At 70.1% G+C, this 14,332-nt stretch carries 11 protein-coding genes and 2 pseudogenes; 4 read left to right on the forward strand and 9 right to left on the reverse strand.

Annotation, left to right across the window (positions count from 1 at the left end):
• Positions 1-123 precede the first annotated feature (123 nt).
• Entirely contained in the window at positions 124-2,043 is a 1,920-nt protein-coding gene (gene dnaK / locus F1D61_RS06870; RefSeq protein ID WP_203157086.1) for a molecular chaperone DnaK, read from the reverse strand.
• Positions 2,044-2,489: 446 nt separating this feature from the next.
• Between dnaK and F1D61_RS06875 the strand changes: the two genes are divergently transcribed.
• Positions 2,490-3,488 (forward strand): hypothetical protein, encoded by a 999-nt coding sequence (locus F1D61_RS06875; RefSeq protein WP_203157088.1) that lies wholly within the window; start codon positions 2,490-2,492, stop codon positions 3,486-3,488.
• Between the two features lie 31 nt (positions 3,489-3,519).
• On the opposite strand, the gene F1D61_RS06880 is transcribed toward F1D61_RS06875, so the two are convergent.
• Positions 3,520-4,200: a YqgE/AlgH family protein gene (locus F1D61_RS06880; protein ID WP_432443217.1), complete on the reverse strand. Its 681-nt coding sequence runs from the start codon at positions 4,198-4,200 to the stop codon at positions 3,520-3,522.
• 255 nt (positions 4,201-4,455) lie between these two features.
• On the opposite strand from F1D61_RS06880, the gene F1D61_RS06885 reads away from it, so the two are divergent.
• Both F1D61_RS06885 and F1D61_RS33985 read left to right on the forward strand, forming a co-directional pair.
• Positions 4,456-4,938 carry a peroxiredoxin gene (locus tag F1D61_RS06885; RefSeq protein WP_203157090.1) on the forward strand — a complete coding sequence of 161 codons (483 nt, stop codon included), beginning with the start codon at positions 4,456-4,458 and terminating at the stop codon, positions 4,936-4,938.
• Positions 4,939-5,169: 231 nt separating this feature from the next.
• A pseudogene (locus F1D61_RS33985) lies at positions 5,170-5,289 on the forward strand (IS256 family transposase); the annotation flags it as partial.
• A gap of 441 nt (positions 5,290-5,730) precedes the next feature.
• Here the strand turns inward: F1D61_RS33985 and F1D61_RS06890 are convergent.
• Together F1D61_RS06890 and F1D61_RS06895 are read right to left on the reverse strand one after the other, a co-directional pair.
• Positions 5,731-6,600 (reverse strand): collagen-like protein, encoded by an 870-nt coding sequence (locus F1D61_RS06890; protein ID WP_203157092.1) that lies wholly within the window; start codon positions 6,598-6,600, stop codon positions 5,731-5,733.
• Positions 6,601-6,719: 119 nt separating this feature from the next.
• Complete coding sequence (locus F1D61_RS06895) at positions 6,720-7,265, reverse strand: formaldehyde-activating enzyme (protein ID WP_048426393.1); 546 nt, start codon at positions 7,263-7,265, stop codon at positions 6,720-6,722.
• Between the two features lie 148 nt (positions 7,266-7,413).
• Here F1D61_RS06895 and F1D61_RS06900 point away from each other — a divergent pair, with 148 nt between their 5' ends.
• Positions 7,414-7,626, forward strand: a complete 213-nt coding sequence (locus F1D61_RS06900; RefSeq protein WP_203157095.1) for a hypothetical protein — start codon at positions 7,414-7,416, stop codon at positions 7,624-7,626.
• 4 nt (positions 7,627-7,630) lie between these two features.
• On the opposite strand, the gene F1D61_RS06905 is transcribed toward F1D61_RS06900, so the two are convergent.
• From F1D61_RS06905 to F1D61_RS06925, 5 genes and pseudogenes are all read right to left on the reverse strand, one after another.
• The gene (locus F1D61_RS06905) at positions 7,631-8,056 is read right to left on the reverse strand and encodes a hypothetical protein (protein WP_203157097.1); all 426 of its coding nucleotides are present in this window, start codon (positions 8,054-8,056) and stop codon (positions 7,631-7,633) included.
• Positions 8,057-8,076: 20 nt separating this feature from the next.
• Entirely contained in the window at positions 8,077-8,367 is a 291-nt protein-coding gene (locus F1D61_RS06910) for a hypothetical protein (RefSeq protein ID WP_203157099.1), read from the reverse strand.
• Between the two features lie 61 nt (positions 8,368-8,428).
• Entirely contained in the window at positions 8,429-12,178 is a 3,750-nt protein-coding gene (gene metH / locus F1D61_RS06915; protein ID WP_203157101.1) for a methionine synthase, read from the reverse strand.
• A gap of 97 nt (positions 12,179-12,275) precedes the next feature.
• Entirely contained in the window at positions 12,276-13,190 is a 915-nt protein-coding gene (gene metF, locus F1D61_RS06920; protein WP_203157103.1) for a methylenetetrahydrofolate reductase [NAD(P)H], read from the reverse strand.
• Between the two features lie 30 nt (positions 13,191-13,220).
• A pseudogene (locus F1D61_RS06925) lies at positions 13,221-14,227 on the reverse strand (ArsR/SmtB family transcription factor).
• Positions 14,228-14,332: the final 105 nt, after the last annotated feature.

A 14,332-nucleotide genomic window follows, 5' to 3' on the forward strand; every position in this document is an offset into this window, starting at 1 on the left:
CCCCGTCGGGCATCGTCCATACACGTCCGGTCCCCGGCACCGTTGTCGGCGCCGAGGACCGGGTCGCATCACATTTCACTGGGCCGCACGGATCTCAGATCCGTGCGGCAACCTCAAGGCGTATCACGCCCGCTTCTTCTGGTCCTTGTCGTCGACTTCCTGGAAGTCGGCGTCGATGACGTCGTCCTTCTTGGGCTCGGCGCCCGGGGCCGCGCCCGCGGCGGCGTCCGGACCGGCCTGGCTCGCGGCGTACATCGCCTCGCCGAGCTTCATCGAGGCCTGCATCAGGTCGGTGGTGCGGGCCTTGATCTGCTCGACGTCCTCGCCGGCCAGCGACTGGCGCAGGGCGTCGATGGCGGTGGTGATCGCGGCCTTGTCGGAGGCCGGGACCTTGTCGCCGTGCTCGGTCACCGACTTCTCGGTGGCGTGGATCAGGCTCTCGCCCTGGTTCTTCACCTCGACCAGCTCGCGGCGCTTCTTGTCGTCGGCCGCGTTGGCCTCCGCCTCCTGCACCATGCGCTGGATGTCGGCGTCGGACAGGCCGCCAGAGGCCTGGATGCGGATCTGGTGCTCCTTGCCCGTCGCCTTGTCCTTGGCCGTCACGTTGACGATGCCGTTGGCGTCGATGTCGAAGGTCACCTCGATCTGCGGCAGGCCGCGCGGAGCCGGCGGGATGCCGACGAGGTCGAACTGGCCGAGCAGCTTGTTGTCGGCCGCCATCTCGCGCTCACCCTGGAAGACCCGGATGGTGACCGCGTTCTGGTTGTCCTCGGCCGTCGAGAACACCTGCGACTTCTTGGTCGGGATGGTGGTGTTGCGGTCGATGAGACGGGTGAACACGCCGCCGAGGGTCTCGATGCCGAGCGACAGCGGAGTCACGTCGAGGAGCAGGACGTCCTTGACGTCGCCCTGGAGCACGCCGGCCTGCACCGCGGCACCGATCGCCACGACCTCGTCCGGGTTGACGCCCTTGTGGGGCTCCTTGCCGAAGAAGGTCTTCACCTGCTCCTGGACCTTCGGCATGCGGGTCATGCCGCCGACGAGCACGACCTCGTCGATCTCGGCCGCCGACACGCCGGCATCCTTGAGCGCCTTGCGGCAGGGCTCGATCGTGCGCTGCACCAGGTCGTCGACCAGCGACTCGTACTTGGCGCGGCTGAGCTTCAGCGCCAGGTGCTTCGGGCCGCTCGCATCCGCCGTGATGTAGGGCAGGTTGATCTCGGTCTGGGTCGCCGAGGACAGCTCGATCTTCGCCTTCTCGGCGGCCTCCTTGAGGCGCTGGAGGGCGAGCTTGTCCTTGGTCAGGTCGATGCCCTGCTCACGCTTGAACTCGGCCGCCAGGTACTCGACGATGCGGTTGTCGAAATCCTCGCCACCCAGGAACGTGTCGCCGTTCGTCGACTTCACCTCGAACACGCCGTCGCCGATCTCCAGGATCGAGACGTCGAAGGTGCCGCCGCCGAGGTCGTAGACCGCGATCAGGCCGGTCTTCTTCTTGTCGAGGCCGTAGGCGAGCGCCGCCGCGGTCGGCTCGTTGATGATGCGCAGCACCTCGAGGCCGGCGATCTTGCCGGCATCCTTGGTCGCCTGGCGCTGGGCGTCGTTGAAGTAGGCCGGGACGGTGATGACCGCCTGCGTGACCGGCTGGCCGAGATGGGCCTCGGCGGTCTCCTTCATCTTCTGGAGCGTGAAGGCGGAGATCTGCGACGGCGAGTAGGGCTTGCCGTCGGCCTCGACCCAGGCGTCGCCGCCGCTCGAACGGGCGATCTTGTAGGGGACGAGCCCCTTGTCCTTCTGCGTCATCGGGTCGTCGTAGGTACGGCCGATGAGGCGCTTGATCGCGAAGAAGGTGCGCTCGGGGTTCGTCACCGCCTGGCGCTTGGCCGGCTGGCCGACGAGCCGCTCGCCGTCGTCCGTGAAGGCGACGATCGACGGGGTGGTGCGCGCGCCTTCCGCGTTCTCGATGACCTTGGGCTGCGTGCCTTCCATCACGGCCACGCAGCTGTTGGTGGTGCCAAGGTCGATGCCGATCACTTTACCCATGGTGGGATCCCTCGTTGGTGTTTTTTAAGCAGACCGCCGAGCCCCGAAGCAGCTCGGCCCATGGCGGTACTTGTCGAATGGTTTGAGCCCGGGCGGGCCGGACCGCGCCCCGCCGGAAACCCGGCGGGCGGGGGAGTTGCCCGCGCCGAGCCGGATATAAGAAGGCCTTTTGGGGCCCGCAAGGCGAGCGGGGGCGTGCTGCGCATCGCGAGGCTCGCGGCGCGGCGGGCCCGGCTTCGCGCCGGCATCCTCCTCCCGACCTATGGTCAAGCCGCCACGACAATGTTGCGGGCTTGCCACGCCCGTGCCACGGACCGCATGCTAGGACTGAGCCCCGAGACCCTCAGGGGAGTACTACCCCGAGGGAGCAGGACCCCGGGGGGAGATCGACGCCCGTGCCGTTCGGCCCGTGCCCTTGCCCCTCGAGCCTTTTCGCCTGGAGCCTGATGAAGTCCGTTCGCCCCTCCCCCCGCCCGGTGGCCCTGCCCGTGCTGGCGGCCCTGCCCCTCGCGGCGGTCCTGATGGTGGCGCCGGCTCCGGCCTCGGCTCAGTCCTTCCTCGAGGAACTGTTCGGCATCGGCCGGGCCGCGCGCCCGCCGGCCCCCCCGGCCCCGGTGCCGGGCGGCCGGGCGCCCGGCGAGATGCCGCCGGCCGAGGCGGCGCCCCGGCCCGCCCCCGCCCCGCCGGCGCCGCCGAAGCCGGTGGTGCTGAAGACTCCCAACGACGACGCGGTCCTCGGCCAGGACCTGCAGCAGAACGGCAATGCCGGCTCCCTGCGCCTGGAGCGGGCGGGCGGCGGCTTCACGGCCCGCCTGACGCTCGCCGGCACGAAGGTCTCGCAGCCGACCGAGTCCTGCAAGGTCTCCCTCGGTGACGGGCAGCCGCTGGCGCTCACCGACCAGGGCAAGCCCTACGGCGTGACGCAGCTCGCCTCCTCGGGCCCGGCCTGTCCGCTGCGGTTCGAGATCCTGGAGGGCAGCGTGATGGTCACGCCGCTGGCCGAGGGCGAGGCTTGCGTCTTCACGGCGGCGGACTGCGCCACCACGCCCAAGGGCCTGTGGGGGCCCGGTGCCGCCGCCTTGCTGCCGCGGGCGCAGGAATTCGATTCGGCGCGCGGCGTCGTCGACAAGGCGGTGCGCGAGAACTACAAGGTGATGACCCGCCGCGCCTCACGCGAGGAGACGCGGCCGATCGTGACCGAGCAGGCGGCCTTCTCGGCCGACCGGGAGCAGTTCTGCCGCGCCTATGTCCGCGAGGGCTCGCACGGTTTCTGCCACCTGCGCTTCTCCGAGGCGCGGGCGCTCTCGCTCGCTACCCGCCTCGGCCTGTCGACGGCCGCCCCGACCGCCAGCAACGCGCCGCGGCCGGCGGCGCGGGTCCGGCGGCAGGCCCCTTCGGTCGACGGAACGAATCCCGGCTTCGAGGCCGGCGCGCAGGACCAGTAGCGCGCAAGGCCCGCGGGACGGGACCGCCCCGTCAGGCGTGGCCGGCCGTCGTCGAGAGCATGGCGGGCTCGATGCCGATGCCGCGCAGCGCCCGGTCGTACTTGGTCTCAAGGGTGGTGTTGAAGATCAGGTCGGGATCGGCCGGGCAGTGCAGCCAGCCATTGGCCTGGATCTCGCTCTCGAGCTGGCCGGCCTGCCAGCCGGCATAGCCCAGTGCCAGCACCGCGCTCGCCGGCCCCTTGCCGACCGCGATCGCCCGCAGGATCTCGATCGTCGCGGTGAGGCAGATGCCGTCGTCGATCAGCAGGGTCGACTGGTCGATGTGGAAATCGGGCGAGTGCAGCACGAAGCCCCGGCTCGCCTCGACCGGCCCGCCCATCAGCACCGGCATGTGGCCGATCGCGGCCGGCAGGCGGATCGCGTCGGTCTCGGCGATGATGTCGAGCTGGACCAGGAGGTCCGGCATGTTGAGGTCGGCAGCCGGCTTGTTGACGATGATCCCCATCGCCCCCTCCGCCGAATGCGCGCAGAGATAGATCACCGAGCGCGAGAAGCGCTCGTCGGCCATGCCCGGCATCGCCACCAGGAGCTGCCCGTCGAGGTAGCTCGGCGCGCCGGAAGCCGCACCCTCCCGCTCGTCGGCATGCGGGCCCGGTGCCCCGGCGGGGCCGGGATCCTGGGCGAGGAGGTCCTGTGGAAATCTGCTGCGCATGAAGCCCATGCTACGCTCCGCCCCGGCATTGTCCATAGTCCGGTTCAGCAGGAACGCGCGGGGAGGCCCGGCGGGTCCCGCCGCCTGGGCCCGCCTCGACGCGCCGGGGCGCCGCGCGAACCAGCCTTGCATTGGCAGGCCGCCGCAAGGCTGGTTAGATTCTTGTTTTCTCGCAGATTTTTGCCGCCGAACCGGTGACCGCTCCGGCGAAATCTGCTTAGACGCCACCGCATCAATTCCGCGAGGAGAGCCACGATGACGATCCAGGTCGGCGATCACCTGCCCCAGGCGACCTTCCGGGTCATGGGCCCCGAAGGCCCGGCGGCCAAGTCCACCGACGACATGTTCAAGGGCCGCCGCGTGGTGCTGGTGGCGGTGCCGGGCGCCTTCACCCCGACCTGCCACCGCAACCACCTCCCCGGCTACGTCACCCGCCGCGGCGACATCCTGGCCCGCGGCATCGACGCGATCGCGGTGACCTCGGTCAACGACGTGTTCGTGCTCGACGCCTGGTCGAAGGCGACCGGCGCCGAGGGCATCGAGTTCCTGGCCGACGGCAACGGCGACTTCGCCAAGGCGCTCGGCCTCGACATGGACGGCACCGGCTTCGGCCTCGGCCTCCGCTCCCAGCGCTACGCCATGCTGGTCGAGGACGGGGTGGTCCGGGTGCTCAACGTCGAGGCTTCGTCGTCGAAGGCGGACGAGTCGGGAGCCGAGGCGCTGTTGAAGGCGCTGTAATACCAACGGTCGTTGGAAACGACCTTCGGTTCCGTTCTCGAATTTTCGTCAAGCCTCTGGCTTGGCATAGACAATTCGAGATGGCTCAATGGCCCGATGCGTCAGCATCTTGGGCCATTGGCATAAGAGATACGATTCGAGAAAAGATGCGCTGTGAGGCCCCGCCGCGGAGACCGGCGGGGCCTTTTCCGCGCTTCCTCGACGGCGCCGTAGCAGGCGGGATCTCTCGCGACTCGGGCCGGCACGGTCGATCGACGCATCTCGAAGCTGCGGGCGGGGAGTCGCTTCCCCAGCGTCCTGGAGCCGCGCCGGATGACCGAGAAGGCGCTCACCGCCTTGATCCGGAAGGCCTCCCTCCAGGCGTGGCGTTCGGCGTCAACCCGGATGGCCGGCGCGATGGGGCACCGATCGTGGCTTGCCACGATGCAGGGCGAGCGGGATGAAGGTCGGCGGGGCAGCCGAGGCCTGCGGCTCGGCCAGCAAGGCGCGCCGCCATCGGAAACAGCAGGCTGGGGTGCAGGCCGTGCCGGGATCGTCCGCCTCGGCCAGGATGGCGCGCTAGCGCTTACGTCTGCTCCAGTCGATCTGGCGCAGACATCGCCGCCTCACCTCGTCATCCTGGGGCCGCGCAGCGGAACCCGGGATCCATGACCGCTGACGATGCAGGACAAGGCGGGCCGCGTTCCGTCCCTTCCTGGACGGTCAGCGGTTATGGATCCCGGGTTCTCGCCTTCGGCGAGCCCCAGGATGACGAGGAGGATGTCGATCCGGCGGAGAGACCCGAATGATCGATCACAGCTTGGCGCAGAAGCCGACCATGCCGGAACTGTCGGGCGGGCACAGAGCCACCGCCTCGCCGCTCTCGCGGCGGGTGAAGTTCGCGCTGCCGCCGCGCAGGCAATAGGCCGACACGAAGGTCTCGCCCGCGTCGCAGACCAGTTCGCAATGCGGCTTGGAACAGCCGTCGGTACGTAGCATCCGGAATGGCAACCCGGCGCTCGCCGTGGCGGCCGCGCCCGCCGAGCCGGCCGGCCCCGGCGAGCCCGCCTCGCCCTTCGGGCCGGGCTCACCCTTCGGCCCTGCTTCGCCCCTCGGACCGGGCTCACCCTTGGGCCCCGCCTCCCCCTTGGGACCCGCTTCGCCCTTGGGACCCGCTTCGCCCTTGGGACCCGCTTCGCCCTTGGGACCGGTATCGCCCTTGGGCCCGGCATCGCCCTTCGGGCCGGGCGGTCCGGCGAGGCCGGCCATGCCCTGCGGGCCGGTCGGGCCCGGCTCGCCCTTGGCGCCCGGGGCGCCGGTGGCGCCGCAATTCGCCACCGCGATCTCGCGCGAGGCCTCGCCGGCCTTGAGCGTCGCGACGCAGTTCTGCGGCACGTAGGGCACCTTCAGGGTGAAGCGCCCGCGCTTGTCCGAGGTGACCGGGATGTCGTCGTCGAGGGTGACGACCACGCCGGCCTTGCCGACGCTGCCGGAGACGATGAGGTCGCCCCCCGCGATCCGGGCATCCCAGACGGTGATCGGCGACGAGGCCGGGGTGGCGGCCCGCCCGCCCGCGGGCGCCTGCGCACCGCCTTGGGGTTGCTGCGCGAAACCCGGTCCGGACAGGACGGCACAAGCGGACAGGGCCGCGGACAGGATCAACGCGGCGCGGAATGGACGCATCGTTCAGCCTCAAGGCGTGTGATGGACGGCCCGCGCGAGGTGTCGGGATGGCGGGCGGCGCACCTTGCGGCGCTGTCAAGCTGCGGTCAACTGCGCAGCCGCCCACCGACCGGGGAGGATCAGGCCTCGTCGTCGAGCACGCCTTCGAGGGCGTAGTGGCGCACGGTGTGGCGGTTGGCGATCAGCTCGTCCACCGTCGGCTCGCCCTTCAGCGCCCGGGCGATGGCGAGCTTCGTCGCCTCGTAATTGGTGCGGTAGAGGTCCTTGCGGTCGAGGTTCGGGTCCTCGGGGCAGCGCGGGTCGAGCCAGATCATGATGATCATGCACAGCTCGTCGAGCCCGTCGCGGGGCAGGATGCCCTCGATGATGCAGTCGACGATGGCGTCGCCCGTCGCGGCCTGGACCACGCCGCCGAGCAACTCGACGTATTCGGCGGTGTGGATCGTCGCCTTGGTGGTCATCATCGTGGCCGGGCGCACCAGCTGGTTGAGGTCGCGCACCACGAACATCCGCGTGTGGCCCTGGACCTGCCCCATCATCGAGGCGAAGGCCTGCCCCACCGGGCCGCGCACCGAGCCGATCAGCACCTCGGGCATCGCGTCGGTGTACTGGCCCTCGGCCGCCAGCACGGTGGCCTCGCCGGTGCGGAAGACGATCTCGCTCATGGTCCGATTCCTCGTGCTCGATTCCCGGCGCGGGTCGACCACGGCGACGCCCGCAGCGTCAACCGCGGCGACCCCATCGACCTGTCCGGAAATTGGTCTATAGGGCCGGGAGTTGGGGCATTCCGCCCCCGAAGGCTGATGCGGACGGATGAGCGATCGCGACTGGACCCTGCGGGTGACGCCGACCGAGGCGGGCGTGCGGCTCGAACTGGACCTCGCCGACCTCGACGGCGCGCCGGTCACGGCGTCGATCGCCCTCGACCGGGCCGAGGCGCGCCACTTCGCCCGGGCGATGCTGGCGGCGGCCGGCGATGCGGCCGAGCGCACCTTCCCGCACCCGCCCGTCCCGGACGAGGATTGAAGGCTCAGTAGCGGCCCGGCAGGCGCGGCACCTTGGTGCCGGGCTTCTCGATCGGCTCGGCGCAGGAATAGACGAACTCGGTCTGGAGATCGGTGAACACCGTCTCGCCGACGATGGTGCAGGTCTCCCGCGCCGTCTCCTTGAGGTAGGTGGAGGCGGCCTCCGAGAAGCGGCGCCGGCGGGTGAGCGCCGGGTCCTGGCCCTCCATGCCGCAGCCGGCAATCTCCCGCAGGTTGTTCGAGACGATCAGGACCTTGCGCTCGCGGCGCTGGTCGTAGACCTCGTAGGGGGCGTTGCAGCCGATCGTGACCACCTGCGGCTGGAGGCCGACATAGGTCTTCGAGATGTAGGAGAATTCGGTGCAGCCGGCTGCCGCCACGACGGCGCCCGCCACGGCGACGAGGGCGAGCCTCCCTGGTCCTGTCCGCATCCCCGATCCTTCCCGCATCCTCAGGCCCAGCTTTGAGCCGGGGCGGGCGCGGCGGTCAAGCCCGGGTCAGGAGGTGGGCTCGTCCTCCTCCACCGCGTCGTCGGGGGCAAAGGCGGTTGCTCGGTCGCAGCGTGCACGAAGTCGTCGTCCAGCGGGCCGACGAGATCACGGAGCCAATCCCATTCACCCGGGACGTCCGCCGGCATCTCGACCGGCTCGTCCAGGGCTGCCTCGACGTCGGCATCGAGCGGTTGCACGCGCTCCTGAAGCCAGTCCAAGCTTCCCGGCACCGGCTTGTCGGGCTCGATCATGCGCATCTCCAGGGTTGCGGCCCATCATGACGATGGGCCGTCCCCTTAAGGCAAGCGCCCCCTACTCCGCCGCCACGCGATACCGCGCCGTGTCGTAGTTCAGCACCGGGCCGAGCCAGCGCTCGACCTCGGCCACGTCCATCCCCTTGCGGGCGGCGTAATCCTCGACCTGGTCGCGCTCCACCTTGGCGACGCCGAAGTAATGCGCGTCGGGATGGGCGATGTAGAGGCCCGAGACCGAGGAGCCCGGCCACATCGCGTAGGATTCGGTGAGCTTGACGCCGATCCGCGGCTCGGCCTGGAGCAGGTCGAACAGAGTCGTCTTCTCGGTGTGGTCGGGCTGGGCCGGGTAGCCCGGGGCCGGGCGGATGCCGGCATAGGGCTCGGTGACGAGGTCCGCCGGGGAATAGGTCTCGTGCGCCGCGTAGGCCCAGAATTCCCGCCGCACCCGCTCGTGCATCCGCTCGGCGAAGGCCTCGGCGATGCGGTCGGCGAGCGCCTTGACCAGGATCGACTTGTAATCGTCGTTCTGGCGCTCGAACCGCTCGGCGATCCGCACCTCTTCGAGACCCGCCGTGACCACGAAGCCGCCGACATAGTCGGAGAGCCCGCTCTCGACGGGGGCGACGAAGTCCGACAGGCAGGTATTGGGCCGCCCGTCGCGCTTCGAGAGCTGCTGGCGCAGGCCGTGGAAGGTGGCGAGCGGGTCGGTCCGGCTCTCGCCAGTGAACAGCCGGATGTCGTCGCCGACCGCGTTGGCCGGCCAGAAACCGATCACCGCCTTCGGGTTGAACCACCGCTCCTCGACGATCTGGCGCAGCATCGCCTGCGCATCCTCGAACAGGGCGCGGGCGGCCGGTCCCTGCTCGGGGTCGTCGAGGATCGCCGGATAGCGGCCCTTGAACTCGTAGGTCTGGAGGAACGGCGTCCAGTCGATATAGGGAACGAGCTCCGCCACCTCGTAGCTGCGGAACACCCGCGTGCCGGTGAAGGTCGGCTTGACCGGCGTGTAGGCCGACCAGTCGGCCTTGAAGGCGTTGGCACGGGCTTTCGCCAGGGCCAGACGCTGCTTGTCGGCCTCCGAGCGGGCATGGGCCTCGGCGACGCGCTTGTACTCGGCGCGCACCGTTTCGATCGTCTGCCCCCTGGTGTCGGGCGAGAGCAGGTTCGAGACCACGCCGACGGCGCGGCTGGCATCGGTCACGTAGACCGCCTGGCCCTTGGCGTAGGCCGGGTGGATCTTCACCGCGGTGTGGACCCGGCTCGTCGTCGCGCCGCCGATGAGCAGCGGCACGTCGAAGCCCTCGCGCTCCATCTCGGCCGCGACGTGGACCATCTCGTCGAGCGAGGGCGTGATGAGGCCAGAGAGCCCGACGATGTCGACGTTCTCCTTGCGCGCCGTATCGAGGATCTTCGCCGCCGGCACCATCACGCCGAGATCGATGATCTCGTAGTTGTTGCAGGCGAGCACGACGCCGACGATGTTCTTGCCGATGTCGTGGACGTCGCCCTTCACGGTCGCCATCAGCACCTTGCCGGCCGCCTGCCGGCCGCCGACGCCGCCATTGGCGGCCTTCTCGGCCTCCATGAACGGCATCAGGTAGGCCACGGCCTGCTTCATCACGCGGGCCGACTTCACCACCTGCGGCAGGAACATCTTTCCGGCCCCGAACAGGTCGCCGACCACGTTCATGCCGGCCATCAGCGGGCCTTCGATGACGTGGAGCGGACGGGCCGCCGCGGCGCGGGCCTCCTCGGTATCGGCCTCGATGTATTCGGTGATGCCGTTGACCAGCGCGTGCTCCAGGCGCTTCTCGACCGGGGCCTCGCGCCAGGCGAGGTCGGCGGTCTTGTCGCGCGCCTGTCCCCCCTCCTTGAAGCGGGCGGCGGCGTCGAGCAGGCGCTCGGTGGCATCCTTGCGGCGGTTGAGGACCACGTCCTCGCACAGCTCGCGCAGCTCGGCGGGCAGCTCGTCGTAGACCGCGAGCTGGCCGGCATTCACGATGCCCATATCCATGCCGACCTTGATCGCATGGTACAGGAACACCGCGTGCATCGCCTCGCGCACCGGCTCGTTGCCGCGGAAGGCGAAGGACAGGTTCGAGATGCCGCCCGAGATATGGGCGTGGGGCAGGGTCTCGCGGATGATCCGCGCCGCCTCGATGAAGGCGACGCCGTAGCCGTCATGCTCCTCGATGCCCGTCGCCACCGCGAAGACGTTGGGATCGAAGATGATGTCCTCGGGGGGAAAGCCGACCTGCTCGGTCAGCACCTTGTAGGCGCGGGTGCAGATCGCGACCTTGCGCTCGAGCGAATCGGCCTGGCCGTCCTCGTCGAAGGCCATCACCACCACGGCGGCGCCGTAGGAGCGGCAGATCTTCGCTTCCGCGATGAACTTCTCCTCGCCCTCCTTGAGCGAGATCGAGTTCACGATCGCCTTGCCCTGCACGCATTTCAGGCCGGCTTCGATGACCGAGAACTTCGAGGAATCGATCATCACCGGGACGCGGGCGATGTCGGGCTCGGCGGCGACGAGGTTGAGGAACTCGACCATCGCCTTCTGCGAATCGAGCAGGCCCTCGTCCATGTTGACGTCGATGATCTGGGCGCCGGCCGCGACTTGGTCGCGGGCGACATCCAGGGCGGCGGCGTAGTCGCCGTTGGTGACGAGCTTGCGGAAGCGCGCCGAGCCGGTGACGTTGGTGCGCTCGCCGACGTTCACGAACGGGATCTCGGGCGTCAGCGTGAAGGGCTCGAGGCCCGACAGGCGCATCAAGGGCTTCACGGTCGGCGCCCGGCGCGGCGCCTTGCCGGCCACCACTCCGGCGATGGCGCGGATGTGGTCCGGCGTAGTGCCGCAGCAGCCGCCGACCATGTTGACGAGGCCGCTCTCGGCGAATTCGCCGACGAGCCTGGCCATCGCCTCCGGGCTCTCGTCGTAGAGGCCGAACTCGTTCGGCAGGCCGGCATTGGGGTAGGCACAGACCAGGGTGTCGCAGGTGCGCGACAATTCATCGATATGCGCGCGCATCTCGCGGGCGCCGAGCGCGCAGTTGAGGCCGAAGGTCAGCGGCTCGGCGTGGCGCAGCGAGTGCCAGAACGCGGTCGGGGTCTGGCCCGACAGGGTGCGGCCCGAGAGGTCGGTGATGGTGCCCGAGATCATGATCGGCAGGCGGGTGCTGGTCTCGTCGAAGACCTGCCAGGCCGCCGCCACCGCCGCCTTGGCGTTCAGCGTGTCGAAGACCGTCTCGATCAGGATGAGTTCCGCGCCGCCGGCGATCAGGCCGCGGACCTGCTCGGCATAGGCCTCGCGGACCTGGTCGAAGGTGACGGCGCGGTAGCCCGGATTGTTGACGTCCGGCGAGATCGACAGGGTGCGGTTCGTCGGGCCGATGGCGCCGGCGACGAAGCGGCGGCGTCCGTCCTGCTTCTCGGCGAGGACCGCCGCCTCGCGGGCGAGCCGGGCGCCTTGCGCGTTCAGCTCGTGGATCACGGCTTCCATGCCGTAATCTCCTTGAGCGATCGTGGTGCCCGAGAAGGTGTTGGTCTCGACGACGTCGGCGCCGGCGAGGAAGTAGTCGAGGTGGATCTGCCGGATCGCGTCGGGCTGGGTCAGGATCAGGAGGTCGTTGTTGCCCTTCTGGTCGTGGGCGTGATCGCGGAAGCGCTCGCTGCGGAAATCGGCCTCGGTCAGGCCGAGGCGCTGGATCACCGTGCCCATCGCCCCGTCGAGGACGAGGATCTTCTCCGCCGCGCGCCGGCGCAGGGCGGTCAGGATGTCGGCACCGTCGGCGGGGCGGAAATCGGTCATCGGGGTGGGGTTCCAGCGGGTCGGGCAGGTGCGGAATCGGACCGGGCCGCGCGATGCGGCCCGGGATCATGTCAGCGGTGAGGAGACCTTGGGGAAATCAGGCCGCCACCTTCTCCGCCACCACCGGCGTCGCGCGCAAGCCCAGCAAATGGCAGATCGCGTAGACGAGGTCGGCGCGGTTCATGGTGTAGAAGTGGAAATCGGTGATGCCGCGGTCGACGAGATCCAGCACCTGCTCGGCGGCGACCGCCGCGGCCACCAGCTTGCGGGTGGCAACGTCGTTCTCCAGCCCCTCGAAGCGGGCGGCGAGCCAGTCCGGCACCGAGGCGCCGGTGCGGCGGGCGAAGTTGGCGGCCTGCTTGAAGTTCTGCACCGGCAGGATGCCGGGGATGATCGGGATGTCGATGCCGCGCGCCCGCACCCGGTCGAGGTATCGGAAGAACAGGTCGTTCTCGAAGAAGAACTGGGAGATGGCGCGGTCGGCGCCGCAATCGACCTTGGCCTTCAGCGCGTCGAGGTCCTGGTCGAGGGAGCCGGCCTCGGGGTGGCGCTCCGGATAGGCCGAGACCGAGACCTCGAAATCGCCGATGCGCTTGATGCCGGCGACGAGGTCGCAGGAGCGCTCGTAGCCGCCCGGATGCGCCGTGTAGGCGGTGCCGACGCCCTCCGCCGGGTCGCCGCGCAGGGCCACGATGTGGCGCACGCCGGCCTCGTGATAGGCGCGCACCACGTCGTCGACCTCACCCTTGGTGGCGGCCACGCAGGTGAGGTGGGCGGCGGGCTTCAGCTCGGTCTCGCGCACCAGGCGCGACACGGTGTTGTGGGTGCGCTCGCGGGTCGAGCCGCCGGCGCCGTAGGTCACCGAGACGAAGTCGGGGCCGAGCGGCGCCAGGCGCTCGATCGACGACCACAGGGTCGCCTCCATCTCCTCGGTCTTCGGCGGGAAGAACTCGAACGAGACGCGGATCGGGCGGTGGCTCTCGCGGCTCGGGCGGAAGGCGGTGGGGTACATCGGCAGCCTCGGCGAAAGAGGGGATTGGGATCAGGCGACGGCGCGGTCGGGCAGCCCGGCACCGATCTGCTGATCGGCGGCGGCCTGCGGGTGATGGGCGAGCCAGAGCGTGACGGTGAGCTGGTGCTCCGCGCCCCCGGAGGGCGCGAGGTGACGCAGCCGCACGTCGGTCAGGCCGGCCTCGGAGAGCCAGTCCGCAACCTGCTCCGGGGCGAAGCCGAGGCGGCGATGCGCCTCGTCCGTCCGCAGGAATTCCAGGCTGTGGGGCGCGAAATCGACCACGAGCAGGCGGCCGCCCGGGGCGACGAGGCGGGCGGCCTCGCGAAGCGCCCGCGCCGGGTCGTCGAGATAGTGCAGCACCTGGTGGATCAGCACGAGGTCGAAGCTCGCCCGGCCGAAGGGCGGGGCGTGGATGTCGCCCTGGCGCAGGTCGATCCGGGTCAGTCCCTGGCGCTCCAGGTTGGCGCGGGCGACCGAGAGCATCGTGTGGTTGGCATCGAGCCCCGTCGCCCGGGCGGCCCGCGGCGCCAGGAGCCCGAGCATCCGCCCGGTGCCGGTGCCGAGATCGACGAGGCTGCCGATCGGGCCGCTTCCGAGCGCGTCGAGCACCGCCGCCTCGACGGTGGCCTCCGGCACGTGGAGCGAGCGCACCCGGTCCCATTGCGGCGCGAGCCGGGCAAAGAAGCTTTGCGCCGCCTCCGCGCGCTGCGCCCGCACCGCCTGGAGCCGGGCCCGGTCCTCGGAGAGCGGCGGCGCCGCGGTGTCGAGGGCGGCGATAAGGGGGCGACCAGCCCGGCCACCCCCTCGCGCAGGCGAAAGAACGCCCAGGCGCCCTCGCGGTGGCGCACCACCAGCCCGGCCTCGACCAGGAGCTTGAGGTGGCGCGAGATCCGCGGCTGCGACTGGCCGAGGATGTCGGTGAGGTCGGAGACCGACAATTCGCCCTCGCCGAGCAGCACCAGGATGCGCAGGCGCGTCTCCTCCGCGGCGGCCCGCAGCACGCTCAAGGCGTCGACGAAGGGGACGGTGGCGGTCATACCTGAGGGCTCCTCGCCTCCAATGCGAAACATAAAGATATCTTTATGTGAGGAATGCCGAGGGCGCAAGCGGCGTTTCGCGGGCGGAACCGTGGCGGTGAGGGT

Source organism: Methylobacterium aquaticum (assembly GCF_016804325.1).
GTDB classification, from domain to species: domain Bacteria; phylum Pseudomonadota; class Alphaproteobacteria; order Rhizobiales; family Beijerinckiaceae; genus Methylobacterium; species Methylobacterium aquaticum_C.

Coding starts and splice junctions, on each gene's coding strand:
- dnaK (WP_203157086.1), bottom strand. CDS start 2,043: ATGGGTAAAGTGATCGGCATCGACCTTGGCACCACCAACAGCTGCGTG.
- F1D61_RS06875 (WP_203157088.1), top strand. CDS start 2,490: ATGAAGTCCGTTCGCCCCTCCCCCCGCCCGGTGGCCCTGCCCGTGCTG.
- F1D61_RS06880 (WP_432443217.1), bottom strand. CDS start 4,200: ATGCGCAGCAGATTTCCACAGGACCTCCTCGCCCAGGATCCCGGCCCC.
- F1D61_RS06885 (WP_203157090.1), top strand. CDS start 4,456: ATGACGATCCAGGTCGGCGATCACCTGCCCCAGGCGACCTTCCGGGTC.
- F1D61_RS06890 (WP_203157092.1), bottom strand. CDS start 6,600: ATGCGTCCATTCCGCGCCGCGTTGATCCTGTCCGCGGCCCTGTCCGCT.
- F1D61_RS06895 (WP_048426393.1), bottom strand. CDS start 7,265: ATGAGCGAGATCGTCTTCCGCACCGGCGAGGCCACCGTGCTGGCGGCC.
- F1D61_RS06900 (WP_203157095.1), top strand. CDS start 7,414: ATGAGCGATCGCGACTGGACCCTGCGGGTGACGCCGACCGAGGCGGGC.
- F1D61_RS06905 (WP_203157097.1), bottom strand. CDS start 8,056: ATGCGGACAGGACCAGGGAGGCTCGCCCTCGTCGCCGTGGCGGGCGCC.
- F1D61_RS06910 (WP_203157099.1), bottom strand. CDS start 8,367: ATGATCGAGCCCGACAAGCCGGTGCCGGGAAGCTTGGACTGGCTTCAG.
- metH (WP_203157101.1), bottom strand. CDS start 12,178: ATGACCGATTTCCGCCCCGCCGACGGTGCCGACATCCTGACCGCCCTG.
- metF (WP_203157103.1), bottom strand. CDS start 13,190: ATGTACCCCACCGCCTTCCGCCCGAGCCGCGAGAGCCACCGCCCGATC.